At 61.9% G+C, this 23,937-nt stretch carries 29 protein-coding genes and 1 pseudogene; 17 read left to right on the top strand and 13 right to left on the bottom strand.

Annotated elements, in window-relative coordinates; all coding sequences use genetic code 11:
- Positions 1-245 precede the first annotated feature (245 nt).
- From AKN84_RS02235 to AKN84_RS02225, 3 genes are all read left to right on the top strand, one after another.
- On the top strand, positions 246-821 hold the full coding sequence (locus AKN84_RS02235) for a DUF6456 domain-containing protein (RefSeq protein WP_050419157.1): 576 nt from the start codon (positions 246-248) through the stop codon (positions 819-821).
- Between the two features lie 370 nt (positions 822-1,191).
- On the top strand, positions 1,192-1,614 hold the full coding sequence (locus AKN84_RS02230; protein WP_024582032.1) for a GFA family protein: 423 nt from the start codon (positions 1,192-1,194) through the stop codon (positions 1,612-1,614).
- 312 nt (positions 1,615-1,926) lie between these two features.
- Complete coding sequence (locus tag AKN84_RS02225) at positions 1,927-3,189, top strand: CaiB/BaiF CoA transferase family protein (protein ID WP_050419156.1); 1,263 nt, start codon at positions 1,927-1,929, stop codon at positions 3,187-3,189.
- 144 nt (positions 3,190-3,333) lie between these two features.
- On the opposite strand, the gene AKN84_RS02220 is transcribed toward AKN84_RS02225, so the two are convergent.
- Positions 3,334-3,492 (bottom strand): hypothetical protein, encoded by a 159-nt coding sequence (locus AKN84_RS02220; RefSeq protein ID WP_225645895.1) that lies wholly within the window; start codon positions 3,490-3,492, stop codon positions 3,334-3,336.
- Positions 3,493-3,544: 52 nt separating this feature from the next.
- Between AKN84_RS02220 and AKN84_RS44475 the strand changes: the two genes are divergently transcribed.
- Positions 3,545-3,727 carry a hypothetical protein gene (locus AKN84_RS44475; protein ID WP_128970355.1) on the top strand — a complete coding sequence of 61 codons (183 nt, stop codon included), beginning with the start codon at positions 3,545-3,547 and terminating at the stop codon, positions 3,725-3,727.
- Positions 3,728-3,750: 23 nt separating this feature from the next.
- On the opposite strand, the gene AKN84_RS02215 is transcribed toward AKN84_RS44475, so the two are convergent.
- Genes AKN84_RS02215 through AKN84_RS02200 form a run of 4 tightly spaced genes read right to left on the bottom strand, consistent with a single transcriptional unit; the run spans position 3,751 to position 6,872 of the window.
- Positions 3,751-4,071, bottom strand: coding sequence for a cupin domain-containing protein (locus AKN84_RS02215; RefSeq protein WP_050419155.1), 321 nt, complete (start codon positions 4,069-4,071; stop codon positions 3,751-3,753).
- Entirely contained in the window at positions 4,068-4,808 is a 741-nt protein-coding gene (locus tag AKN84_RS02210; protein ID WP_244484892.1) for a YqcI/YcgG family protein, read from the bottom strand. Before AKN84_RS02210 ends, AKN84_RS02215 begins: the two co-directional genes overlap by 4 nt.
- Positions 4,809-4,848: 40 nt before the next feature.
- Positions 4,849-6,141 carry an MFS transporter gene (locus AKN84_RS02205; protein WP_050419153.1) on the bottom strand — a complete coding sequence of 431 codons (1,293 nt, stop codon included), beginning with the start codon at positions 6,139-6,141 and terminating at the stop codon, positions 4,849-4,851.
- Positions 6,141-6,872 (bottom strand): hypothetical protein, encoded by a 732-nt coding sequence (locus tag AKN84_RS02200; protein WP_128970354.1) that lies wholly within the window; start codon positions 6,870-6,872, stop codon positions 6,141-6,143. Before AKN84_RS02200 ends, AKN84_RS02205 begins: the two co-directional genes overlap by 1 nt.
- 42 nt (positions 6,873-6,914) lie before the next feature.
- Between AKN84_RS02200 and AKN84_RS02195 the strand changes: the two genes are divergently transcribed.
- The 3 genes from AKN84_RS02195 (at position 6,915) to AKN84_RS02185 (ending at position 9,581) form a co-directional block, all read left to right on the top strand.
- Complete coding sequence (locus tag AKN84_RS02195) at positions 6,915-7,934, top strand: GlxA family transcriptional regulator (RefSeq protein ID WP_050419152.1); 1,020 nt, start codon at positions 6,915-6,917, stop codon at positions 7,932-7,934.
- Between the two features lie 165 nt (positions 7,935-8,099).
- On the top strand, positions 8,100-9,233 hold the full coding sequence (locus tag AKN84_RS02190) for an alpha-hydroxy acid oxidase (protein WP_050419151.1): 1,134 nt from the start codon (positions 8,100-8,102) through the stop codon (positions 9,231-9,233).
- Positions 9,234-9,377: 144 nt separating this feature from the next.
- Entirely contained in the window at positions 9,378-9,581 is a 204-nt protein-coding gene (locus tag AKN84_RS02185) for a hypothetical protein (RefSeq protein ID WP_050419150.1), read from the top strand.
- 13 nt (positions 9,582-9,594) lie between these two features.
- Here AKN84_RS02185 and AKN84_RS02180 read toward each other — a convergent pair whose 3' ends face one another.
- Positions 9,595-9,780, bottom strand: coding sequence for a hypothetical protein (locus AKN84_RS02180; RefSeq protein WP_050419149.1), 186 nt, complete (start codon positions 9,778-9,780; stop codon positions 9,595-9,597).
- A gap of 235 nt (positions 9,781-10,015) precedes the next feature.
- On the opposite strand from AKN84_RS02180, the gene AKN84_RS02175 reads away from it, so the two are divergent.
- Positions 10,016-10,369, top strand: a complete 354-nt coding sequence (locus AKN84_RS02175) for a phasin (protein WP_021080362.1) — start codon at positions 10,016-10,018, stop codon at positions 10,367-10,369.
- A gap of 25 nt (positions 10,370-10,394) precedes the next feature.
- Here the strand turns inward: AKN84_RS02175 and AKN84_RS02170 are convergent, their stop codons facing one another.
- Positions 10,395-10,655, bottom strand: coding sequence for a hypothetical protein (locus AKN84_RS02170; protein WP_050419148.1), 261 nt, complete (start codon positions 10,653-10,655; stop codon positions 10,395-10,397).
- 203 nt (positions 10,656-10,858) lie between these two features.
- On the opposite strand from AKN84_RS02170, the gene AKN84_RS02165 reads away from it, so the two are divergent.
- Positions 10,859-11,161: a hypothetical protein gene (locus AKN84_RS02165; RefSeq protein WP_050419319.1), complete on the top strand. Its 303-nt coding sequence runs from the start codon at positions 10,859-10,861 to the stop codon at positions 11,159-11,161.
- Positions 11,162-11,196: 35 nt separating this feature from the next.
- Here the strand turns inward: AKN84_RS02165 and AKN84_RS02160 are convergent, their stop codons facing one another.
- The 3 genes from AKN84_RS02160 to AKN84_RS49875 all read right to left on the bottom strand — a co-directional run bounded on the left by AKN84_RS02160 (position 11,197) and on the right by AKN84_RS49875 (position 12,527).
- Positions 11,197-11,382: a hypothetical protein gene (locus AKN84_RS02160; protein WP_050419147.1), complete on the bottom strand. Its 186-nt coding sequence runs from the start codon at positions 11,380-11,382 to the stop codon at positions 11,197-11,199.
- A gap of 447 nt (positions 11,383-11,829) precedes the next feature.
- Complete coding sequence (locus AKN84_RS48310) at positions 11,830-12,375, bottom strand: hypothetical protein (protein ID WP_193399624.1); 546 nt, start codon at positions 12,373-12,375, stop codon at positions 11,830-11,832.
- A 29-nt stretch (positions 12,376-12,404) separates the two neighbouring features.
- Complete coding sequence (locus tag AKN84_RS49875; protein ID WP_283805477.1) at positions 12,405-12,527, bottom strand: hypothetical protein; 123 nt, start codon at positions 12,525-12,527, stop codon at positions 12,405-12,407.
- Between the two features lie 809 nt (positions 12,528-13,336).
- Between AKN84_RS49875 and AKN84_RS02150 the strand changes: the two genes are divergently transcribed.
- The 3 genes from AKN84_RS02150 to AKN84_RS02140 are packed head-to-tail and all read left to right on the top strand — an operon-like array spanning position 13,337 to position 15,778.
- Positions 13,337-14,530, top strand: coding sequence for an acyl-CoA dehydrogenase family protein (locus AKN84_RS02150; protein ID WP_128970375.1), 1,194 nt, complete (start codon positions 13,337-13,339; stop codon positions 14,528-14,530).
- Positions 14,531-14,540: 10 nt separating this feature from the next.
- On the top strand, positions 14,541-15,095 hold the full coding sequence (locus AKN84_RS02145; protein ID WP_050419144.1) for a flavin reductase family protein: 555 nt from the start codon (positions 14,541-14,543) through the stop codon (positions 15,093-15,095).
- An 8-nt stretch (positions 15,096-15,103) separates the two neighbouring features.
- Positions 15,104-15,778 carry a TetR/AcrR family transcriptional regulator gene (locus AKN84_RS02140; protein WP_244484891.1) on the top strand — a complete coding sequence of 225 codons (675 nt, stop codon included), beginning with the start codon at positions 15,104-15,106 and terminating at the stop codon, positions 15,776-15,778.
- 6 nt (positions 15,779-15,784) lie between these two features.
- Here AKN84_RS02140 and AKN84_RS02135 read toward each other — a convergent pair whose 3' ends face one another.
- The 3 genes from AKN84_RS02135 to AKN84_RS49870 are packed head-to-tail and all read right to left on the bottom strand — an operon-like array spanning position 15,785 to position 17,766.
- A complete protein-coding gene (locus tag AKN84_RS02135; RefSeq protein WP_050419142.1) occupies positions 15,785-16,660 on the bottom strand; it encodes a polysaccharide deacetylase family protein in 876 nt (291 codons plus the stop codon).
- 12 nt (positions 16,661-16,672) lie between these two features.
- A complete protein-coding gene (locus tag AKN84_RS02130; RefSeq protein WP_283805476.1) occupies positions 16,673-17,389 on the bottom strand; it encodes an LLM class flavin-dependent oxidoreductase in 717 nt (238 codons plus the stop codon).
- The gene (locus tag AKN84_RS49870; protein ID WP_283805475.1) at positions 17,287-17,766 is read right to left on the bottom strand and encodes an LLM class flavin-dependent oxidoreductase; all 480 of its coding nucleotides are present in this window, start codon (positions 17,764-17,766) and stop codon (positions 17,287-17,289) included. Before AKN84_RS49870 ends, AKN84_RS02130 begins: the two co-directional genes overlap by 103 nt.
- Positions 17,767-17,934: 168 nt before the next feature.
- Between AKN84_RS49870 and AKN84_RS02125 the strand changes: the two genes are divergently transcribed.
- The 5 genes and pseudogenes from AKN84_RS02125 to AKN84_RS02105 all read left to right on the top strand — a co-directional run bounded on the left by AKN84_RS02125 (position 17,935) and on the right by AKN84_RS02105 (position 23,933).
- Positions 17,935-18,816, top strand: a complete 882-nt coding sequence (locus AKN84_RS02125; protein WP_050419141.1) for an FAD binding domain-containing protein — start codon at positions 17,935-17,937, stop codon at positions 18,814-18,816.
- Positions 18,813-19,298 carry a (2Fe-2S)-binding protein gene (locus tag AKN84_RS02120; RefSeq protein WP_050419140.1) on the top strand — a complete coding sequence of 162 codons (486 nt, stop codon included), beginning with the start codon at positions 18,813-18,815 and terminating at the stop codon, positions 19,296-19,298. The genes AKN84_RS02125 and AKN84_RS02120 overlap by 4 nt, the downstream gene beginning before the upstream one ends.
- Positions 19,295-21,685 (top strand): xanthine dehydrogenase family protein molybdopterin-binding subunit, encoded by a 2,391-nt coding sequence (locus AKN84_RS02115; protein ID WP_050419139.1) that lies wholly within the window; start codon positions 19,295-19,297, stop codon positions 21,683-21,685. The genes AKN84_RS02120 and AKN84_RS02115 overlap by 4 nt, the downstream gene beginning before the upstream one ends.
- Before the next feature lie 67 nt (positions 21,686-21,752).
- Positions 21,753-23,004 (top strand): annotated as a pseudogene (locus tag AKN84_RS02110) (ABC transporter substrate-binding protein).
- A gap of 53 nt (positions 23,005-23,057) precedes the next feature.
- Positions 23,058-23,933, top strand: coding sequence for a branched-chain amino acid ABC transporter permease (locus AKN84_RS02105; RefSeq protein ID WP_244484890.1), 876 nt, complete (start codon positions 23,058-23,060; stop codon positions 23,931-23,933).
- The last annotated feature ends 4 nt before the right edge of the window (positions 23,934-23,937 follow it).

Here is a 23,937-nt window from a genome sequence, read left to right as displayed (position 1 = left end):
CGCCGACGGCGAACCATGACCTTCTGTGGTCATCCGCGCCGGCCGGGCTCGAGCTACTGCAGCCCGCATTTTCACTTGAGCCGCGATCCCGAAGGCTCGGCAAGGCCGGTCCTGAACGTCGCCTGGCTTCAAGCCGTCGGCGCCATCTGAGACAGCCCATCTTCCGGCCGACGGGCGTCGGTCCGCAAACGCGATCGCGCGGAGAGTTTCCGCGCGCCCATCATCAGACATTTTGGAGGTCACCGATGCCGCGCGCAAAACGCCGGAAGCCGTACGATCCCGCCGGAACGCATGACCGGCGCTCCCAGGATATGCCCTATAATGCCGAGGTGGCGACCATCGAGGTCGACGATCCCCTTGCAATCGAGCCGGGCGAGAAGATCGTTGCGTTCCGCTCGATCCGCAACGATCCGCTCGGTCGGTTGCATGCGCACCGGCAGATCGACGATACACAATATCGGGGCGGCCGGGCCTTCCAGAATGATTGGGAGAAGGCCGAGCGTGGCCCTCGCGCGGTGGATACGACGCGCGAATATGTTGACGGCGGACTGCAACGTGAGCCGATCACGGAGGGGCAGCGCCAGGCGACCTTGCGCTTGAATCGCGCGGAGCATGAGCTTGGCGCCGATGGCTCGGCGCTGGTGCATGACGTCTTGATCCTTGGCATGACCATGGAGCAGGTCGGGCAGCGGCGCGGTTTGCGGACGCAGCGCTGGCAGGACTATTTCGCGCGGCGCCTCAAGGAGTGCCTGGATCGGCTGGCGCTGATGTATGGACTTGCCACACCGGGCCGGGTTCCCGCGAAGGACCGTCAACGCTGATCCAGGGTGAGGTGCTCACATGCCGGTTGCCATGCAGGCAACCGGCATAACAGTGATTCATCACATTGCTGCGCTGTGCTTTGCCTCACACTGAGCGCCTTCCTTGGGCGCTAGCGATGTGCGCTGCCTCGCTGGGCGGAAGATGGTCGACAGCAGCGCGGACTCTCATGTAACGTCGCTGGCGTCGACGACCTGCCTGCATGCAAGCGCAATGTGATTGCCTCTTGTGCGGGAAATGGTCTGGTGCGTCCACAAGGGAGTTCGCAGCGGCTACGCCCGCCTACGTCTTATCCTGCATCGCGAACACCACGAGTAACGTGGGTCGATGCCGGCGCGGAATCCGACCACTTCACCCAAGGAGAACCGACCGATGAATCACACTGGAAACTGCTTCTGTGGCGCCGTCGAGCTCAAGGTCACAGGGGAGCCTGAGGCGATGGGATACTGCCATTGCCGTTCATGCCGTTCCTGGTCCGGCGGTCCGGTGAATGCGTTCAGTCTCTGGAAGCCTGAGGCGGTCGAGGTCACCAAGGGCGCCGACCACATCGCGACATTCGAGAAGACCGCGATGAGCCAGCGCAAATATTGCACCAAGTGCGGCGGTCACCTGATGACCAACCACCCGACGCTTGGGCTCGTCGACGTGTTCACCGCGACGATCCCGACGCTGAAGTTCAGCCCCGGCGTTCACGTCAACTATTCCGAGGCGGTGCTGCCGATCCGCGACGGCCTGCCGAAGCTGAAGGACTTTCCGGCCGAGTTCGGCGGCTCCGGCGAAATGATCGCCGAATAGCGCGGCGGTTCTCGATGACGAAAGCGGGTGGCAACGGACTGTTGCTACCCGCCGATATTTGTTTCGACCGCCTTCCGCTTGCCGGACGCACCTCCAGCTCCGGTATCATGCCGCTTTCCCTGACATTAAGTCGTCCGACCGTGCCGGCACTGCGGGCCCTCCTTTGCCGACGACAGCCATGTCGGGCGAAGGTCCCGCCCTGCAAAATCCGGGTTTGGTTTTGGTGACGGGCTTCCGCTAAAAGGCGTGCAGTGCCGGTCCTGGCAGGGGGCCGTCGTATTTCGCCTGACAAAATAACAGAGGAAGCGCCGGATCATGACCAGACCAGAATTGCCAGGGCGCGCGCCGCGCGGGGAAGGAGTTCCGACGGCGCTCGATGGCCTGCTGGTTGTCGACTTCACCCGAGTCGTCGCCGGCCCGGCCTGCACCCAAACGCTGGCCGACTTCGGGGCCGAGGTCATCAAGATCGAGAATCCGGACGGCGGGGACGACACGCGCGCCTACGAGCACGCGGAAATCGGCGGCGAGAGCGCAGCGTATCTGAGCCTCAACCGCAACAAGCGCGGCATAGCGCTCGATTTCAACAATCCGGCTGCGCTCGAAATCGCGCGCGCGCTGATTGCCAAGGCCGACGTCGTGGTGGAGAATTTCTCCGGCGGCGTAATGAAGAAATTCGGTCTCGATTATGCGTCGGTCGCGGAGACCAATCCGCGGCTGATCTATTGTTCGATCTCCGCCTACGGCCGCAAAGGCGATTTCGCGCTGCGCCCGGGCTTTGACCCGATCACGCAGGCCGAAAGCGGCTTCATGTCGCTCAACGGCTTTCCGGACGGCGAACCGGTGCGCACCGGGCCACCGATTGTGGACATGGCAACTGGCATGTCGGCCTGCAACGCCATTTTGCTGGCGCTGATTGCGCGGGATCGGCTCGGTCGCGGACAGCAGGTCGAGGTCGCGCTGATCGACACCGCGGTGTCAATGACCGGCTTCTATGGCATGGCCTATCTCATCAATGGCAACAACCCCGGCCGTTTCGGCAACTCCCCGAACGGTTCGCCGACCGTCGGCGTCTACCGGGCGTCCGATGGTCCGCTCTATATGGCCTGTGCCAACGACCGGCTTTATCGCCGGCTTGTCACCGACGTGCTTGAACGTCCGGATCTCGTCACCGATCCCGAGTTTGCTCACCGCAAGGCGCGGTCTGCCAACAAGGAGAAGCTGCGCGGCATTATCGCCAGCGTTTTCGCGGGCGACACGCTCGAGCACTGGATGGCGAAGATGAAGAAGGCCAACATCCCGGTCGGATATCTGCGCACCGTCGAGGAAGGGTTCAACGCGCCCGAAGTGCGCGATCGTGATCGCCTCAGCAAGATCGCGCATCCAACCGCCGGCTCGGTTCCGAACATCGAGTCGCCGGTCAGTATGAGCCTGACGCCGACGGTCGATCCCGTCGCGGCGCCGCTGCTTGGTCAGCACACCAGGGATGTGCTGAGCAAGACGCTTGGCTATGACGACCGGCGCATCGCCGCGTTGGCCGAGGCGGGCGCGTTCGGCAAAGCAGGCAACGCCGGCTAGCCGGTCAGCCTGCACCAAAGATCAAATACACGTAAAACAACCTGACCGCAGGCGAGAGCAAAGCCTCTCGCCTCGTGCAACGTCGTTCACGGCCTCGGTGCGGACCGGCGGCCTGTGGAGCCGGAACCGGCCCGTGTCCGGAGCTCAGTTCGGCTTGCTGCGCAAGTTGTTCCTTGGCATACTTTCAACCTCCTCGGGCTCCGCCCGATCGATCTCGAGGCGTGCCATCCGGAGTATCAAGGTTGCCGTGGTCAGGCCGAGGCGTTCGGCCTCTTGAGCTGCGGTGTCGACCTTCTGGGCCAAGCCTTCACGCTTACCTGGGTATGCCATTCGTAATCCTCACTTAAGGTGCGAGATGAAAAATCCCACATACGTTGCAGAGCTGCAGAAGAAGCTCGGAGCTCCATCGAGCGAAACACTGGAAAGCCTGCGACTATTGAAGGCTTTCCTTCGACTTGCGCCCGGCCAGCGTTCCGAGGTCATCGAGCTGGTCGAACGTTTGGCGGTAAACCCGCCGCGCGATCCTTCACTGTCCTGAGGTGTTCGCGTTTTCCCTGAATGTCAGTTGTTCATCGGCTTGGCGGGCGGCTGCGTCGCGATGACGTAGATCGCGCCGCCCTCGAGCGCTTCGGATTGATGCCGGGTACCGGCAGGCAGAAAGATGGTGTCGCCGGCACCGACGACCCGCTCGCCTTCGTCCCAGATGAAGTTCAGCCGGCCGCTGATGATCATCAGGATTTCATCGACCGGATGGGTATGGAAGTGATGCACCTTGCCGGCCGCATCGTGCTGCAGCTCGACCGAACCCTGGGCCGGGAGCAGGTTCAGGATCTCCCGATCGATGGCAAATTCAGTCTTCGTGCCGGCGATGATCTGGGTCATGCTGCCTGTTCCTTGTTCGCGATCGGTGGCGTCTTGTTCTGCGCGAGCTTGGCAAACGGGCAGCCTCCGCTCGCAGTGTTGTCGTCGTGCAGGAAGTACTGCAGATATTCGCGGCCATCGGTCGCGCCGTAGCGGCCAAGCAGCGGGGAGGGGCTCGCGCTGTCGTACGGGATCAGGCGCTTGCGCACCTCGGCGAATGCGGCGTTCGCCGCCTTTTCCGTCCCCAGGATCTTCTCGAATACCCAGCGCGGCTGGAACGTGAGCATGAAGGCGCTGGACCGGCGGCTCTGGCGCATCACATGGGCGGGCGTCGTGCACACGACGAAGATCGGCTCGCCCGCAAACGAGAACTCCCACATCGGGTGGTCGATCTGTTCCGGAATGTCTGATGGCCACGGATTCTTGTCCAGGCGCGCGAGCTGGTCGAGCGTCAGCCACATCTTGCGATAATAGGCGTCGAGCGTCTGCACCGGGCGGGGCCGCGTGAATACGATCAACGATGTGTTGGGACCGAACGAGCGCGCCTCCGAAACATATTGTGCGAGCTGTTCGCCGAGCACCGCGACGTCATACGGATCGAGGAACAGGTAGCGGAGCTGATCCTGGCGATGTCCGGTCACTCCGAACACGCAAGGAAACGGCCTTGCCTCGCTGCTCATCTGCGCTTCAAACTCGGAGAACATCACGCTCTGCCAGCTGCTGACCGGAAAGTCCGACGCAACGTCGCCTCTTTTCAAGAACAAGCGCTCCATAACACCCCCTACACTCATAACGACACTAACGAGCTATCAACTTGCTTCTCATCATCAGCGGCCCGGCAATGCCCGGCAGCGACATCAGAAGCAGAATGAAGATCAAGGCGCTGTAACCGCCGTCTCCGATCGCGGCCGCGTTGTGCACGGCGTCGGTGCCGGAGGCGTTGCTGGCGGTAAGCATCGCAAAGCCGATGATCGGCTGCGAGACGCCGGCAAAGATCCCAGCGGCGGTGGTGTTCACGGAAGCACCCACGCCGATCAAGTCGGAGGTGTAGAGCTTCTTGACGCATTTCAGCACCAGCGGGACGGTGCCGCCGGCGACGAGGCCCAGGATCGTGAACACGACGGTGACGTAGGCGAGACCGAATGTCTGGGCGACTGGCGGCAGCAGCATCGCGATCAGCAGCATGCGCAACACGCAGATGCCGATCAGCGCGCGGTCGAGCGCCGCGGCGGCACGATCGGCGGCGTGACCGAGGAAGATCGAGCCGAGCGCATTGCCGATCATGAAGGCGAGCAGCGGCGTGCCGGCAGCCGTTGGGGAGATATGGAAGAAGTGGGCGACCATCGGAATGCCCCAGACGCCCGACAGCGTCGTCACGACCGCGAAGTGCGACGCAAACGTCATCGCGCAACCCCAGTTCGCGACATGGGCAAGCGATTGCCGCGCGGCGATCACGACGCCCTTCAGCGTCTTGTTGCTGTGCGAGGCCGGATCAGGCTTGAGCGTGACCTTGGCGAAGGCGAGGTTGGCGAGGCCGATGCAGGCGATGAACAGGAAACAGGCCCGCCAGCCAAACCCCGACACGGCGGCGGCGAGCGGTGTGGTCGCGATCACGCCGCCGACATAGCCGGAGACCTGTGAAATGCCCGACATCATGCCGAACCGTTCATCGGCAAAGCTCTGCGCGACGAGCTTCAGCAGTGCGGTGAAGACCAGCGCATCGCCGCAGGCGACGATCAGACGGGCAGCAAACACGTCGAGCAGGTTCGGCGCCAGCGCGAACGCAGCGCTACCGAGCGACGAGGCGATCATGCTGACGAGGACGACGCGCTTGACGCCGTAACGATCGACCAGAAGGCCGGCCGGAATCTGCATCAAGGTGTAGCCCCAGAAGTAGCTCGAGGCCAGCATCGCAACACCGGCCGCGTCGGTGTTGAAGTCGTGCATGAAGCTGAGGCTGACCGATTGCGGCGACACGCGCTGCAGGAAGGCGATTGCATAGGCGATCGCCACGGCCGTCCAGGCGAGATAAGCGCGATCGGTTAAGCGCGACGTCGGGGCGTAAACGGCTTGTTGTCCGAGCATCGACATCACACCCTCGCGTAACCCACCGAGAAAAGGGCATCCGCTGAATTCGGAATCTTTCGCGACATCGCGGCATCGACCAGCGACGCGGTGCCATGATAGGCCTGCCGATGGTGCTTAATGTGGCCGTAAGCGCCACGCATGATCATATCAGGCAGTTCGAGCGGCTTGCCCGGATAGAGCGAAGTGCACATCTCGACACAGGCCGCCTGCAGTGCCGGGTCCTGCGCGTCATCGAGCAATGATGGAGACACTTTTTCGCAAATCTTAGCGTTCGCTGCCCAGACGATCGGATTGCGGGTGCGCCAGCCGTAGAGCACGTTGCCGTCGACTCGCTCGGCGCCCGAGCATTTCAGAACTTCCGCCGTGAAGAAGCCGTACAAGCCGCGGCCCTGGTGCGCAGGGAGCACTTCGGTGCCGCTGCGATAGATTCCAAGTCCGGCCGACATCTGCAGGATGCGGTAGACCGAGAAGGCCACGAGGCCGGAGCCGTCATAGACGAGGATCAGGCTGTACTTCTTGTCGAAGGGCGAGGAGGTTGCTGTCCAGTGCGGCTCGGTGGCCTGCCAGTTGACGGCGATGATGCCGTTCATGGCGTCCATCAGCGGCTGACGGTCGCAGGCTTCGATCCGGGAGGCGTCGGGTAGACTGTAGATTGCGTAATCCGCCCACGGCGATTTGATCGCCCTGTACCCGCTGCCCAGATGTCGCGACATGGCAGAACTCCAGAATTCCATCGCGAGCTATACAGGGCGGCCTCGAATGGCTTAAAGGACAATATGCCCTCGAAAGCTGCCAAACCGCCCCGGCCTGAGCCGCGCGACAGGAAAGCGACGCGGCGGATCGCGATCGTTGCCTTTCCGGGCGTGACCTTGCTTGACATCTCGGGGCCGGCTCAGGTGTTCGCAGAGCTGGAGGCGATCGAACTGCCCGGGCCGGACTACTCGCTATCCTATCTGTCGACGTCTGGTGGCTTGGTACCGACCGATGTCGGCATGATGATCGACACGGCGCCGATCGCCAGTGTTTCGCCTGCCGAGATCGACACGCTGGTGATCCCCGGCGGGCCCGGCATCTGGAAGATCCGCAACGACGCCGAGTTGATGGACTGGATTGCGAAGGCGCTGCCGAAGGCGCGCCGTATCGCATCGGTCTGCCTCGGCGCATTCGCGCTGGCGTGGACCGGAATTCTGGACGGTAAGCGTGCTGCAACGCACTGGCGCTATTGTCCTCGTCTGCAGGACAGCTTTCCCAATATCCGCGTCGAGCCCAACGCGATTTTCGTCAAGCACGGACATGTCTGGTCGTCGGCGGGTGTCAGCGCCGGCATCGATCTGGCGCTCGCGATGATCGAGGAGGATTTCGGACATACCATCGCGCTCGACGTCGCGCGCAGGCTTGTGGTGTTTCTGAAACGGCCGGGCGGCCAGAGCCAGTTCTCGACCGTGCTTGCGGCCCAGGCGTCGGACGTCGAGGGACGCTTCAGTGCGCTGCATGCCTGGATCATCGAGAACATCACTGATGACCTCAAGGTCGAGACGCTGGCGGAAAAGGCCGGGATGACGCCGCGCACCTTTGCCCGGACCTATGTCAGCCGCACCGGCATGACGCCTGCAAGCGGTGTCGAGGCGCTGCGCGTGGAGACCGCGCGCTTGCTGCTCGAAAGCCGCCAGATCGGCGGCGTCGTCGAGGTCGCCAAGCGCGCGGGGTTTGGCGATGACGAACGAATGCGGCGGGCCTTCCTGCGCCACCTCGGCGTGTCGCCGACCGAGTACCGAAACCGGTTTTCGGGCAGCTAGCAGGCAGCGAGCAAGGTCAATCCGGAGGCGGCGGCGTCGCGTCGAAATCCGATCTATCTCACAGGCGAATAGCTGGCCTTCGCAGGCCGGTTTGGTGGGTCAAGGTGGTAGCTTTTCCTATTTGTCTGCGGCTAATGTGCCGGCCAAATCGGGAGAAGAAACACCATGAATGACGGGACCCCCATTCAGCAGGCGCGCAATGTCGAGCTCGGCGCCAGTGGCGAGGAATACCAGAACCTGCACGAATTCGCGCGAACGGCCCGCGCCAAGCTCAATCAGAACGCCTGGGACTACATCGTCGGGGCCTCGGAGACCGAGACCACGATGCGCCGCAACAGGATGGCGCTCGACGAGATCGCGTTCCGGCCGCGCGTCCTGCGCAACGTTATCAATGTCGATCCCTCCACCAAGGTCTTCGGCCGCAAGCTCCGGCTTCCCGTGATGATCGCGCCGGTCGGTGCACTCGAGATCTTCGATCCCGACGCGGGCGCGGCCGTCGCGCGCGGCGCGGGAACATTCGGCGCGGCGCATATGCTGAGCTCGGTGTCCGAGCCCGGGCTGGAGAATACCGCCAAGGCGGCGCCGGATGCCTTGCGCATCTTCCAGCTCTATGTGCGCGGCGACGATGCTTTCGTCGAGGATGTGGTCAGCCGTAGCATCGACAACGGTTACGCCGCGTTCTGCCTCACTGTGGACACCGCCCATTACAGCCGGCGCGAGCGCGACATCGCCAAGCGCTACGTCCGAGAAAGCCGCATCCGCGCCACCGGCGGCGATTTCCAGAAGGGGCTGGAGTGGCGGACGGTGAAGTTGATCAAGGACAAGTTCAAGATTCCGCTGATCCTCAAGGGTATAGCTACCGCCGAAGACGCAAGGATCGCGCTCGATCACGGGGTCGACTGGATCTACGTCTCAAATCATGGCGGACGGCAGCTCGACCACGGCCGTGGGTCCATGCATGTCCTGCCCGAGATCGTCGAGGCCGTCGCCGGCCGTGCCAAGATCATGGTCGACGGCTCGATCTGCCGCGGCACCGACATCGTCAAGGCCATCGTCTCGGGGGCCGACCTTGTCGGGATCGGCCGTCTGCAATGCTGGGCGCTCGCTGCGGCCGGCGAGGCAGGCATCGTTCGGATGCTTGAATTGCTGGAGGACGAGGTGATCCGCTGCCTCGGGCTGCTCGGCGTCACGAGCTTCGCCGAACTGGACAAGTCCTATTTGCATCCGGCGACGCCGACCAATCTGCCGAACGTGTTCAGCGCATTCCCGCTGCTCGATATCGATCCCTATCGGTACTGAGCCGCAGCGAGAGGCACCTGGCGCGATGACGCGATGGGGGCGCCGGATGCCCCGATCGCGCCAGCTCGCCATCAATCTGTGCTGTCCATGAAGCCGCCGCGGCAAAGACAAAGTCTGATCCAAATGCGGCACTAGTCGAGGCGAATGGCAAACAATCCATTCGCTGAATTTTCACTCGAGCGCGCCATCGGCTTGCGCTGGACCCTTCGGGATATCCAGGCCGGCAGGCTCAAATTGTCCCCGGTCAGCGACGAGGATCTGGACATCCTCACCGAGCTTGGTCTGGTCGAATTGCATGGCGGCGAGCCCGAGCTGACGGAAGCGGGAGCCGCGGTGCTGAACGACTGAACGTGCCGGCAGCCTAGCGCGCGTTCAGGAAGCTTTCGCCGGAATTGCAGGGCGCGCACTGATAGGTCAGCACGTCGTAGACCTGGTCGCGCGGCTCGATCAAGGCAAGCCGCATTTGTGTGCCGCACTTCATGCACGGCATCTCTATGCTGGTCTTGAAGCGGGTGCAGGTCGGTGTCGGACGAACGGCGCGCAGCATCGGATCCCCTTATTCCCCAAGAGAGGCGAGACGAGAACGCGACCAACGACGAGGCCGAATCACTATGCCACAGTGCTGACATGATTGGAATCCGGCGATGGCGCAGCCCCGTCGCCGCTAGGTAATTTTTCCTCGGCCATCGGAGCGAGCGGGCCTCTCATCGTTGGCGATACGGCGCTGACGCCGTCACAATCTATGCTAACGTCCGCCGACGCTTATTTCAGGGGGCGCGATCATGATTGAACCGAAGCTTGAAGTTCCCGCCGAGCTCCGCGATCTCGCGGAAAAGACCATCGACCAGGCCGAACAGGCCTTCAGCCTGTTCTTTGATGCCGCGAGCAAGTCGATGACGGCGATGCCGGGCACCGGTACCGAGATTTCCAAACAGGCGCTGTCGTTCACCGAGCAGAACATGAAGGCGGCGTTCGAGCATGCGCGCAAGCTGGTGCACGCGACCGATCTGCAGGAGGCGATGCGGATCCAGTCGGAATTCCTGCGCAGCCAGTTCACCAATGCCGGCGAACATATGCGGCAGATCAGCGGAAGCGTGATGTCCGCAACCAAGGACGCGACGAAGGGCAAATTCTAGGACAGTCCTCGCCGCGCATCGACGCCTAGCGCCGGCGCGCGACGGCAATGCCGAGCAGAAACGCAACGAACAGACTTGCGAGCGGCGCTTCGCGCGTGACCGCGCTCACCGTGGCGAGGGCTCCGCCCGGCCGGCGCGAGCTTGCGATCGCCTCGCTGAGGCGATCGGCAGCCGCGCGAAGTCCGTCAGACACCTCCGTAATGGTTCGCGAAACATCCGTTGCAGTGTCGATCGCTCGCTCACTGAGCGTGGGCTGAAGCGGGGACTCGGGTATTTCGGAGCTCATGTGCCGTGCCGCGATTTCACTGAAGGCCAGGTGCCGTCACCTTTGGCAATCCGGGCGTGCTTTGAACGGCCGGTAGCGGCCGCATATCGTGGAAATTCGGTGGCTATGGATTGGTTCCACCAACATGTCTCGCTTTCACATCGGGGAACCGGAAACTTACGCGCCGGTCGCGGCTTGTTTCCGTGGAGGAGACGATGATGACAATGCAGGCGCATGGCATATCGGATGGCCGTCCGGTTGAGCATCGAAATCGGCATGGTGGCGCGCCGCTGCTGGTTGCGGCGGTGGTTGCGATCCTCGGCGTGTTGGGCATGCTGGTCGTCGACCACGGTCCGTGGAGCAAGCCGAAGGTGCAGCCCGCCGCTTCCGCCAATTACTCGACGACCGGCGAGGCCGCACGTGCGGCTGGCGCAAAGGTGATACCGACCGAGCCCAGGGCGCCGATTGAACCTGCTCCGCCCGGCCCAAAGCCTGCTCAACCGGCAAACCCGATCCCGCCGCAATAGATGCCGCAATAGATGCGGGCGTTCGCGCGGGATGATCAGCGTACGCTGACGAGCATGCCCCACGTCGCGGCGAACCCCGCACCGACGAGAACCAGCACCGGGCTGTCGCAGAAGATGCCGCCATACTGGCACATGGTGGCACCGATGGAGCCGATCTGATGATGGCCTGCGGCATAGAACAGGCCGGACAGGACCGCGAGCACGGCAGCAACGAAATACATCGGCGCTTCCTCCTTGCAATCTAATGGTGGCGCGGGTCGGTTGAGCTGACGCGAGCCAAAAACTGTCCTGATGTCGGTACAGGTGCTGCGAGCCGTTCGTTCGCTTGACGCGTCGGGCAACTCAGCGGCACACTGACATCATCGCAACAAGCATAGGGCGACCGACGCCAGCTCGTGTTACGATTCTGGCATCATGCGCGGACTTTCGGTGAAGGAGGTTTCCCGCCGTCGAAGCCGACGCATCATATTTTACCGATCGCGTTCAGCTCGCAAGAACCGGTTGACACGTCGGGCAACTCACCGGCATAATCGGAAAATCAGAAATTGTTGAGCCCACGGCGGAAGTATCCGCGGCGGGCTTTTTGTTTGCCGTTCCCCAATCGGACGGCGGTCGCAATGTCACGACGCCACATCATCGTGGTGAGTGTAGGAGACTCGCAACGTTGTTCAGTCGAGCGCTACCTGGCCGCCGGGGGCTTCTGTGGCCCGCTCTGTTTTGCTCGTGCTCTCGCAGATGCGCCTTACGAGCGACTGAGACAGCGCTTCGAAAGTCTGAAAGCGCTCGATTTTGTAGACCGGGCGTGAGTCCTCAGAAAAACAGAATACGTGGCTTTTGAACGAAAGCGACGCCGACGGAACTAACAAGTAATCCAGGACTACCTCGTTATTTTCGCCCATCCTTAGCGCAACGACCCATCCCTTCGGCGATCCGACGCGCTGAACCAGCTTCCAGCGCAGCGGCTGGCCCCCATACTTGCGCCACTTGGCCACTCGGAAGCAAATATTCACGGCACTATCTATCCGCAAGCACTCGATCGACTGATCAAGTGTGGCGCGCCTAGGCGATACGACCGTGGGCTTCTCCCTGCGGAGAACAATACCAAAGCGCAGTAGCCTCGTCAGCGCGAAGGATGCTAATCTCGTAAGAGGCAGCTTACCTGACATATCGGCCCTAAGGCGCAGCCCGCTCGCCTCCGCCAACGCCGTTTTCATGCCGTCACGGCTTCTGCCAGCCATCCGCGTCATGTATTGACCGCCGAATCCAAGAAACTCCCTATTTCGGCCAGCGCGTTGTTGCCCGCCGTAATATCGAGGATCGAGATATCGAGGATCGCGCATGTTCTATGACCGAGCTGCGTGCGCATGCGCTCCATATTCAATGCCCGAGCCAACTCCACATGCGCTTCTGGTGTCTCCGCGTCGAAGTTCTAGGTATTGGCTTTGTCGTTTTTTGCGCTGCCAGAACGTACCGGATACAGCGTCCAGACTGACCCATTTTTGCCCGTTCCATGCCTTCACGAGGTCTGTCGCCAACCCAGCGCGTTATGCCGCGATCTTTGGCGTAGATCAGCGGCTTGCTGGACACATCAATCAGCTCCCGATCCATATTGGGCGGTGGTGGTACCTGCTCGCCGCCCTCGCTCTCATTCTCATCCGGTTCGTTGTCGTTTGCAGCGGTGCACGGCGAGTCGCTCAGGCTGCGCGAGAGCTTAGGCGGGCTGGCTTGCGGAAGTGCTCACGGTCGGACTTTTCCAGCCGCTTCGATCAGAAATCTTTTGAGTACGGATTTGTGGTCCGGTCGGCAGCACGAAGCGGCGGGACCTTGCCGACGCCCGTCATGCATTCGCCGCCGCGTCGTCGCCTGCGGTAGGGTTCAGTGATCATTTGTACACTGGTAGCACCGTCTTTTGGACCAGGCATCGAATTCTGGTTGTGAGAAATGCTAGAATGAGCTGTCCCGCGCAGGCGCGGGAATCTAGGAAGGGAACGCTCATATGTGCGCTCTGCGCAGTCGCGCGTCCCGAGCCTTGAATTCGTGGGGAGCGGCATTGCACGTCTTGATCTCTGGTGATCGCTCGATAAACTGAGCCGATCGATCCGATCGCCCGAATGTCTTGGAGATCGAACAAAGGAAGAGACCATGGTTGAGGTTGGCCGCGGGCTCGACGCGAAGATGCCGCCAGGGCCGGACCGGGATCTTTACTCGCTGATGGTCGCACGAGCGAGAGGGCTCGTGCCGGCCTTGCGAGAACGGGCGGCGCGCACCGAAGAGCTGCGCCGGTTGCCAGTGGAGACAGAGCGGGATCTGCATGATAGCGGGCTCTTTCGAATCCTGCAGCCGAAGCGAGTTGGAGGGAGCGAACTCGACTACGTTGCGCTCGTCGACTGCGCTGACGCTCTGGGGCAAGGCGACGCTTCGGTTTCGTGGAACTTTGCCAATCTTGCGAGCCACCACTGGATGCTGGGTATGTTCGCGCCTGAAGCGCAGAGCGCGGTATGGGGGGAGGATCCGGCCACGTTGATCGCGTCTTCCTTTGTCTTTCCGGCGGGTCGCGCCAGGAAGACGAGTGGCGGGTACGTGCTGAGCGGACATTGGCCGTTCTCATCGGGGGTGGAAGCATGCGGGTGGAACATGCTCGCGAGCGTAGTTGCTTCGGATGATGAGGCCGACGGTGTCGAGTATCGGCTGTTCCTGCTGAACAGGCGGGACTACAGCATCGACGACACCTGGAATGCCGCCGGTTTGCGTGGAACTGGGTCGAACGATGTGCGGGTGGCTGACGCATTCGTTCCCGAGCATATGACGGTTGCTGTCAGCGATCTTGCCGGTGGTGCAACACCAGGCAGCGTTGTCAATCCGAACGCGCTCTACATGCTTCCGGTTTTCTCGTTATTTCCCTACGTATTGTCCGGAGTCGGCCTGGGAAATGCCCAGGCTTGCCTTGATGATTATGTCGAGATCGCGCGATACCGCGCCTCGACATACAATCGGGCCAAGATCGGGGACCTGCAGAGCACACAAATCAAGATCGCTGAAGCGTCGGCGAAGATAGATGCCGCGCGGCTGATCATGCGCACCAACTGCGTCGAGGTGCTTGCGGAGCTTCGGCGTGGCGACATCCCGGGCATTGCTGCGAAGACGAAGCTCCGGCGCGATGGCGCATTCGCGGTCAATCTGTGCACTGAAGCGGTGTCTCTTCTGTTCGCGGCGAGCGGGGCGCGCAGCCTGTTCACATCAGGTGCGTTGCAGCGTCAATTCCGCGATGCGCATGCTGTAAACTCGCATCTCGCCTTCAATTTCGATGCAGCAGGCACCAATTACGGGCGGGTAGCGCTTGGGCTGCCGTCCGAAAACCTGACGCTTTGAGGCTGGCCGGATGTCCGACTCACCCAAACATCCACCGGATCCGGCTAATGAGCTCGCAAGCGACAGTTCGACGATCGATCCCCGTGACTTCCGCAATGCGCTCGGTACGTTTGCGACCGGTGTAACGATCGTCACCGCAATGTCGGCCGAAGGACGGCCGTACGGAATTACTTGCAATTCCTTCGCGTCAGTGTCGCTCAATCCGCCGCTGGTGCTCTGGAGCCTGGGGATGTTTTCGCAGGGGCTGCCGATCTTCCAGAATGCCAGCCACTTCACGGTCAATGTTCTCGATGCGTCACAGCAGACGTTGGCGATGCAGTTTGCCAAATCGTCGGGTGACAAGTTCGCGGGTGTGAGCTGGACTCCAGGCCTCGGGAACGCTCCAGTGCTTGCCGACGTGGTCGCAAATTTCCAGTGCCGTGCCGCCAACCGCTACTACGGCGGTGATCACGTCATTTTCCTGGGCGCTGTGGAAGCCTATGCTTACAGCGTCAACAGTCCGCTGTTGTTCTCGCGGGGAGGTTTTGGCCGGTTCTTGGCTGACGATGGTGACAAGCCATCATGAATCGAAAGATGCCCGTCAAGCGAGTTCGTACCAAGCAGAAGCGACTATCAGCTGACGACCGTCGCAGTGAATTCGTCACCAAGGCGACCGAGCTCTTTGCGGAGGAGGGGTTCGGCGGCGGCACGCGTGCCCTCGCTCGCAAACTCGGTGTGACCCAGCCGTTGCTTTACCGCTATTTTCCGAGCAAGGACGATCTCATCAAGGAGGTCTACCGCAAGGTCTATCTCGAACCCCTTGAAATCGGCTGGGAGAAATTGCTGTCCGATCGATCTCGTCCGCTCCGCGCGCGGCTGCAAGAATTCTACGAAGTTTATACAGACGCAATCTTCAATCGAAGATGGCTGAGGATCTATCTTTACTCGGGCCTGAAGGGTCTCGATATCAATCGCTGGTATGTTGGCATGGTCAAGGACAAGATCCTGACCCGCATTCTCAGGGAGTGCCGCCACGACGCCGGCCTCGCGACGCAGAGCCGGCCCAGCGCCGCCGAACTGGAACTAGCCTGGGTGTTTCACGGCGGCATTTTCTATTACGGGGTACGCAAATACATCTACGAAGCGCCTGTCCTCGAGGACAAGGCGCAGATGATCAGTGACGCGCTGGACATCTTCCTCGCGGGATTTGAGCGGATGGCGGAGAGCGCGACCGATCGACGGAGGGCGCCGATCCAGGTCGTCGGCTGAGCCGGACTACTTCTGCGCCATCTGATCCCGATACCAGTCGCCGATCTCGCTCGCCGTCATGAGCGCCACGCCGTCATGGCCGGTGACGTAATCGAGCAGGGCTTCAAGGTACTTGATTCGATGTGGGACCCCTGTGATGTAGGGATGCACCGAAATCGCCATGACACGGGCATTCTCCGCGCCTTCGAGATACAGCCGATCGAACTGGTCGGTGCAGCGCGTCAGGAACTGTTCCGACGGCAGGTGCTGCAGCGCGTGGATGACAATGTCATTGGTCTCGACCGAATAGGGAATTGTCGTCACAGTTCCATGCGGCGTGGCGATCTCTTGCGGAAGATCGTCAATCACCCAATCGGCCACGTATTCGATCCCGTTGAGGCGCAGGAGGTCGAGCGTTTCTTCGGTTTCGGTCAGGCCCGGGCTCTCCCATGATCGCGGTGGCTTGCCGGTGAATCCGGCAATGGTGTCGACCGCGCGCTTGATTGCATCGGCCTGGTTCTCCACCTTGTGCATCGGTCCCTGGACGAATCCGTGTCCCATGAATTCGAAGCCCGCCTCGAGTGCCGCCGACGCGACGCGCGGATAGCTGTTGCAGACCTTGGCATTCGCAGCCAGCGTCACCGGTATCTTTCGGTCGGTGAGGGCTTTGAATTGCCGCCAGAAGCCGGCACGCATGCCGTATTCGTGCCACGACCAGTTCGGCACGTCGGGCAACAGAGGTTGGCCCATCGGCGGGCTCAGCACGGTGCGCGGCATGGGATTCTCGATGCGCCATTCCTCGACATTGAGGATGACCCAGACGGCAAGCTTCTTGCCATTAGGTAACGTCAGCTTCGGCCGGTCGACCTGCGCCTGGTACGGAATGCGATCAGTGAAAGCCACGTCGAAACTCCTTCACGTCGATGAGCCGCCGGCGGCATTGATGCGCGGCAAGACCTTCTCGGCCATCAGGATCATCGATTGGCGGCCAAGCTCGCGATCCTTCCAGTCCTTCCCGGCATAGAGCAAGGTTCCGAAATGGCCGATCTCCTGCCGGAACGCCAGCAACTGGTCGGCCACGCTTTCGGGCGTGCCGTAGATGATGAGCTTGTCGCAGATCGAATCCAGCGTGACCTCCGCATCGGGCTGGTCCCGCCGCGTCTTGAACAGTTCGAGCCGGCCGCTACGCTTCAGCTTTGTGAACAGCTGGTGATAATAGTACACGTAGGGGCTGTCCGGCGATGTAGCATAGGCCTTCGCGGTTGCCGCATCCTTTGCCACGAACACGCTCTTGGCGACGCGCCAATTGGCGGAGTTGGCCGCCCGGCCTACGCGCTCGCAGCCCTCGACGTATTTGGGCCAGTGACTCTTGACCCAGGCGGGCATCAGGAAGTTTGCCGAGATCGGATCCCAGCCGCGCGCAGCGGCCTCCGTGACGCCTTTTGAAAATGGCGCGACCGCGGTCACCACGATCGGCGGGTGCGGAGCCTGCAACGGGCGCGCGACGATTCCCTGGCCGATGTCCTCGATCAGAGTCTTTTTGACGGATACATTCCAATATTTGCCTTGTAGATCATAAGGCGGTTTGCCCGACCAGATGTCGAGGACCTGATTGATTGCCTCGAGGAACATGGCGTTGCGGTCAGCGTCGAGATTGTCAAAGATTTCCGCGTCGGACAGCAATCCACCAGGCTTATTCCAAATATGAAACGGCCATCAAGCATGTGATCAAGCATGGCGACAGATGCTGCGACCGCCGCCGGATGGGTATTCGGCATGTTGATCGTGCCGGTTCCAAGCTTGATCTGTTTGGTTGCCGCTGCGAGCCAGGCAATGAACGCGATGCTGGAGGTGATGTTCTCGGCCTTGTCGGTGACATGCTCGCCGACATACGCTTCCGTGAACCCGAGCTCATCCGCAAGCAGGAAGGCTTCCCGATCCTCCCGCAGCGATTGCCGCCAGTCCTTGTCGAGAGGATGGATCGGCATCGTAAAGAACCCGAGCTTCATGATCCGCCTCCCTGCTCGTTGAACTTTAGTTGGCAAGGAACCTGCGGCGTTCCCAAGGTGAAGACAAGCCCTGATGCGCAAATAATCACTCGATAAACAAGCTTGACCTTTGAACAAGGCGGCCCTCTAATCTGACAAACCAAAATTGGGCCGGGAGGCCACGCCCACATGAAAGCTGCGGCTTTCGCCTACGCCCGCGCGACCAGCGTCGTGAATGCGCTGGAGTTGCTTGCCGTGCATGGCGACAAGGCGAAGGTTCTGTCGGGCGGCCAGAGCCTGATGCCGGCGATGAACCTGCGGCTTCTGTCCCCGGAGATTCTGGTCGATATCGGCGGCCTCGCCGAGTTGCGCGGCATTGCCATGAGGGGAGACGTCCTCGTCGTTGGCGCGCTGACCCGGCATGTCGACTTGCTCAGATCGCCCGAGATTGCGCTGCACGCTCCGCTGTTGCGGGATGCCGTCAGCCACGTTGCCCATCCCGCAATCCGCAACCGCGGAACGATTGGCGGAAGCCTCGCTCACGCCGATCCCGCGTCGGAGCTGCCGGCCTGTGTCATGGCGCTTGACGCCACGATCGTTGCTCGCGGTCCGACGGGCGAGCGGCGGATTGCTGCGACCGAATTTTTTAAAGGAATCTACGAAACGGCACTATCGCCGGACGAACTGCTCGTCGCGATCGAGGCGCCAGTCACCGGCCAAGGCTCGACGTTCTTTTTTCAGGAATACGCCCGGCGGCATGGTGACTACGCCGTCGTTGGTCTCGCCGCGCGTGCTGTTGTTGCTGCCGGCCGATTCTCGGATCTTCGGCTGGGCTTCTTTGCCGTTGGCGATAGGCCTCTGCTGGCAGCTGCCGCCGGCAAGCTGATCAATGCATCCGTGAATCCCGAGTTGCTGGCGGAAGCTGCGACGGCGCTGACCAACGAGCTCGACCCGCAAGAGGATCAACAGGCTACCGCGGCCATGCGCCGACACCTCGCCACTGTCTTGCTCCGGCGCTGCGTGGCCGCTTTGCTCGCGCGACCCGAGCTGGCAACGGGAGTGGCCAAGTGAGCGCTCCAGTATCGCTCTCGCTTCTGGTCAACGGCGAACCGATCGATGCCTTTGTGCTGCCACGGCTCAACCTCGCAGACTTTCTCCGGGAAAACCTCAAGCTGACCGGAACGCATGTCGGTTGCGAGCACGGCGTCTGTGGTGCCTGTACTGTTCGGATCGATGGCGAGATCGTCCGCTCCTGCCTGATGCTGGCGGTCCAGGCGCATGGCGCGTCAGTCGAGACCATCGAGGGGGTGTCCGACAGCGGTGAAATCGCCGATCTTCAGGCGGCATTTCGCGAACGCAATGCATTGCAGTGCGGCTACTGCACGCCGGGGATGCTGATGACGGCGCAGGATCTGCTGAAGCATTCGCCCGTGCCTGATCGGCAAGCGATCCGCGAGCATCTCTCCGGCAATTATTGCCGCTGCACCGGCTATCAGGCCATCGTGGACGCTGTGGAGGCGACAGCCAAGACACGCGCGGAGCGGCGGACATGACTGTGACCCGTGCGCCAGCAGAGTCACTTTCGGTGCTCGATCGCCCGAATTCCTATATCGGCAAGACGGTGCCGCGACCCAACCTGGACAGGTTGCTGCAAGGGCGCGGACAATACGTCAGCGACTTGGAATTGCCGCGGATGGCGCATGTGGTTTTCTTGCGGTCGCCCCATGCCCACGCCAAAATCGTGGCGATCGACGCCAGCGCGGCGCGGCGTATGTCTGGCGTCATTTCCATCGTCACGGGGCGTGAGCTTGAGACTGTCATCACACCGTGGGTCGGTGTGCTCTCGCATCTGAAGGGATTGAAGTCCGCGCCGCAGCACGCGATCGCAGTCGACCGGGTCTGCTGGCAGGGTGAAGCGGTTGCAGCGATTGTCGCGACTAGCCGTGCGGCGGCCGAAGATGCCATGGAGCATATTGCCGTCGATTACGAGGAACTCGCGGCGGTCACCGACATGCGCACCGCGCTCGATCCCGCAACGCCTGTCATTCACGCCTCGCTCGGTGACAATCTTGCCTTCGAGCGGACACTCGATGCCGGCGACGTCGACCACGCATTGTCGGAGTCCGAAGTCGTCGAGGCCGAATTCGTGTTCGGGCGGCATACCGGCGTGACGCTTGAACCGCGTGCAGTGGTTGCCGACTGGAATGGGGCCGAGGCGCGGCTGACGGTCTATCAGGGCACGCAGGCGCCGCACATGGTGCAGAACATTGCAGCCCTGCATCTCGGATTGAGGGAGGCGCAGGTCCGGGTGGTCTGCAAGGACGTCGGCGGCTCGTTCGGCATCAAGGTTCACATCTACGCCGACGAAATGGCGACATACGCGCTATCGAAGCTGTTGCGTCGGCCGGTCAAATTCGTGGCTGACCGTATCGAGAGCTTCAACACGGACATTCACGCCCGCGATCATCGATGCAGGGGGCGGATAGGCGTCAGACCGGACGGTACGATCACGGCCTTCGAGATTGAAGACCTGACGGGGATCGGTCCCTATTCGATGTATCCACGCACCAGCGCCATCGAGGCCAATCAGGTGGTCAATCTCGTTGGCGGGCCGTATGTCACGCCGAACTACCGGGCGCGAGCGCGGGTCGTGTTCCAGAATAAGAACGTGATGTGCCAGTACCGGGCGGTCGGACACCCGATTGCCTGTTCGGTCACCGAAGGCCTGGTCGATTTGGCCGCAGCCAAGATCGGCATGGACCCCGTCGAGATCCGCCGGCGTAACCTGATCACCGACGATGCCTATCCCTGTGCATCCCCCTCGGGCATGAAGTTCGAGCAGCTTTCGCATCATGCCTCGTTGGCCAAGCTGCTTCAGATGATGGACTACGACGCATTGCGTGCCGAGCAGGCGGCACTGCGCACCAGAAATATACACCGGGGCATCGGAATCGCGAGCTTCATCGAGGTCACCAATCCAAGTGCCGCCTTTTACGGTGTCGGCGGCGCGAAGATTTCATCGCAGGATGGTGTTGCGGTTCGGCTCGATACACAGGGCTCGGTGATCTGCCAGACCAGCATCACGGAGCAGGGGCAGGGGTCGGAGTCGCTGACGGCCCAGATCGTCGGCAGCGTGCTTGGCGTCTCGATGGACCGGGTCCGCGTGACCCTGGGCGACACCGACAATACACCCTACGGCGGCGGCACCTGGGCCTCGCGCGGCGCCGGCATCGGCGGCGAAGCCGCCTTGCAGGCCGCCAAGGCTCTGCGCCAGAATATTCTGGATGTCGCCGCAGCCATCCTGCAATCGACGCCGGCCGGGCTCGATATCGTCGATAACCGCATCGTCAATGCCGACGACGGCGCGTCGCGGATCGAGCTGAACGAGCTGGCGCGGATCGTCTATTTCCGACCGGATACCCTCCCGCCGGGCATCCAGCCCGAGTTGATGGCGACCCGGCATTTCGTGCCGCGCCAGTATCCCTTTGCGTTCACCAACGGCGTCCAGGCCTCATGGCTTGAGGTCGATACCGAGACCGGGTTCGTGACGTTGCTGAAACATTGGGTTGTCGAAGACTGCGGCACCATCATCAACCCGCAACTGGTCGACGAACAGATCCGGGGTGGGGTTGTGCAGGGGCTCGGTGCGGCGCTGTTCGAGAAGTGTATCTATGACGAGCGTGGTCAGCTGACCAACGCCAACATGGCGGATTATTTGGTCCCGATGTCCGGCGAGATGCCCGATATCGACATTGGCCACGTGGTGTCACCGACACTGGAATCGGAGCTGGGAGCCAAAGGGGCGGGCGAGGCGGGTACGGCCGGTGCGGCAGCCGCGGTTGCCAACGCGGTCAACGATGCGCTGCGGCCGTTCGGCGCAACAATTACCGAGATTCCGCTCACGCCTCAGGTTATCCTGACGGCCTTGGGACGAATCTGAGGTGGAGACGTTCCGGGCAAAGACAAGGCGATAAGCAAAACACAGACAGTTTTTGGGGAGGATAGTCATGACGAAGAAGGTCACCAAAGCCGGTTCGATATCGCGGCGTCGCCTGCTGACGACGGCAAGCGCCGGCGCCGCTCTCGCCGTCTCGCCTTTTCGCATCAATCTGCTGCAGGCCGAGGAAGCACCGATCAAGATCGGCTTCCCCGTTCCCTTGACCGGTCCTTATGGCGCCGAGGCCCAGGATCAGGTGCGGGCCGCTCAGCTGGCCGTCGCCCAATTCAATGACGCCGGCGGCCTCAACGGCCGCAAGGCCGAGCTCGTCGTGCGCGACGACAAGCTCAATCCGGGTGAAGCGGCGACGCGGACGTGGAGCTGGTCGAGAAGGAGAAGGTGAATTTCGTCGTCGCAGTCTCTCGGCGGCGGTTCAGCTTGCGATCAACAACGTCACCAAGGAGCGTGGCGTCATCTTCAATTCGATCAGCCAGTCCGACGCCATCAACGAGGCGGCGGACCTCAGCAAATACACTTTCCACGAAGCGCTGAATCCGCATATGACGTCAGGCGCGGTCGGCCGGTACGCTTTCGCCAAGTTCGGCAAGAAGGTTGCGTTCCTCACGGCGGACTACGCCTACGGTCACGAGATGGTGCGCGGCTTCCTCGAAGTGGGCAAGGAATTCAACATCGAAAACCTCGGCGATATTCGCCATCCGCTCGGGACGACTGACTTCTCGACCCTGCTGCCGCGTCTCCAGGCGCTCAAGCCCGACATTCTCTGTATCAGCAATTTCGGCCGCGACCAGCAGATCGCGCTGAAGCAGGCAACCGACTTCGGCATCAAGAAATCGATCCAGATCATCGCACCACTGCTCTCGCATGCCAGCCGCGTCGCGGCGGGACCCCAGGCATTCGAAGGCGTCGTCGGCGGCTGCTCGTTCTACTGGGGCATCGAAGACAAGTTTGCCTCGACCAAGGCGTTCAACGACGCCTTCCGCAAGATGTATGACGGCAAGTTGCCCACCGACTACGGTGCGCTCGGCTATGGCGGGGTGCGGACCGTGCTCGAGGCGGTCAAGGGCGCGGGCAGCGTGGAGACCAACAAGGTCGTCGCTGCACTGGAAGCCCTGAAGTATGACTACTACAAGGGACCGCAATACTATCGCAAATGCGATCACCAGTCGGTGCAGTCGGTGCTCGTGATCAAGTCGAAGTCCAAGGACATGAAGAACGAGTCCGACGTGTTCGAGGTCCTGTCGACCGAAGAGCCTAACGAGAAGTACCTGCGCACCTGCGAGGCGCTCGGTCACAAGAGCTGAGCCATGCGCCGGCGCGCGCTGCGAAGCGGTGAGCGTTGTGCCGAGGGGGACAAATGGCGGGCCTGAGCTTTGACCTGATTGCGCTGCAGCTGTTTGCCGGGTTGGCGCTCGGCGCAATCTACGTGCTGTTTGCGATCGGCCTCTCGCTGATCTTCGGGATGCTGACGGTCGTCAACTTCGCCCATGGCGCCTTCTACATGGTCGGCGCCTATGTCGGACTTTATCTGATCTCGATCGGGGGCAATTTCTGGATTTGCCTCGTGGCTGTGCCGATCGCGATTGGACTGTTCGGCCTTGCCGTTGAGCGCGTGCTGATCCGGCCGCTCTACGGTCGCGGCATCGACTATCCGCTGCTGCTGACCTTCGGGCTCAGCTACGTGATGGTGGAGTGCGTGCGCATTGCCTTTGGCAAGACCGGCTATCCGTTCGATACGCCCGAGGTCCTGCAGGGCGCCGTCGACATCGGTGTCGGCTATTTCCCGCTCTACCGTCTATTTGTGATCGGCGCGACGGCCGTCGTTCTGCTGGCGCTGTGGCTGTTTCTGGAGAAGACCAGCTTCGGGCTGATCATCCGCGCCGGTGCGCGCGATCCGCAGATCGTCCGCGTCCTTGGGGTCGATGTTTCCAGGGTCTGGTTGATCGTGTTCGGGATAGGCACCGCGATTGCAGGCTTCGCCGGCCTGTTAGCGGCCCCGCTCCAAGGCGTCATTCCGGAGATGGGGGGCACGATTCTCGCCGAGGCGTTCGTGGTGACGGTCGTTGGAGGCATGGGGTCGATCGGCGGTGCCGTACTGGCGGGCCTCCTGGTCGGTGTAGTGGTCAGCATGACCTCGCTGTTTGCCCCGGAGATGGCCAAGGTCTCGATCTTTGCCCTGATGGCGATCGTCCTCATTGTTCGTCCCCAGGCTTCTTCGGCCGCGCCGGATTGATGAG

The organism is Bradyrhizobium tropiciagri (genome assembly GCF_001189845.1).
In the GTDB taxonomy this organism is placed as follows: Bacteria; Pseudomonadota; Alphaproteobacteria; order Rhizobiales; family Xanthobacteraceae; genus Bradyrhizobium; species Bradyrhizobium tropiciagri.
This window is presented reverse-complemented; position numbering and strand designations above follow the sequence as displayed.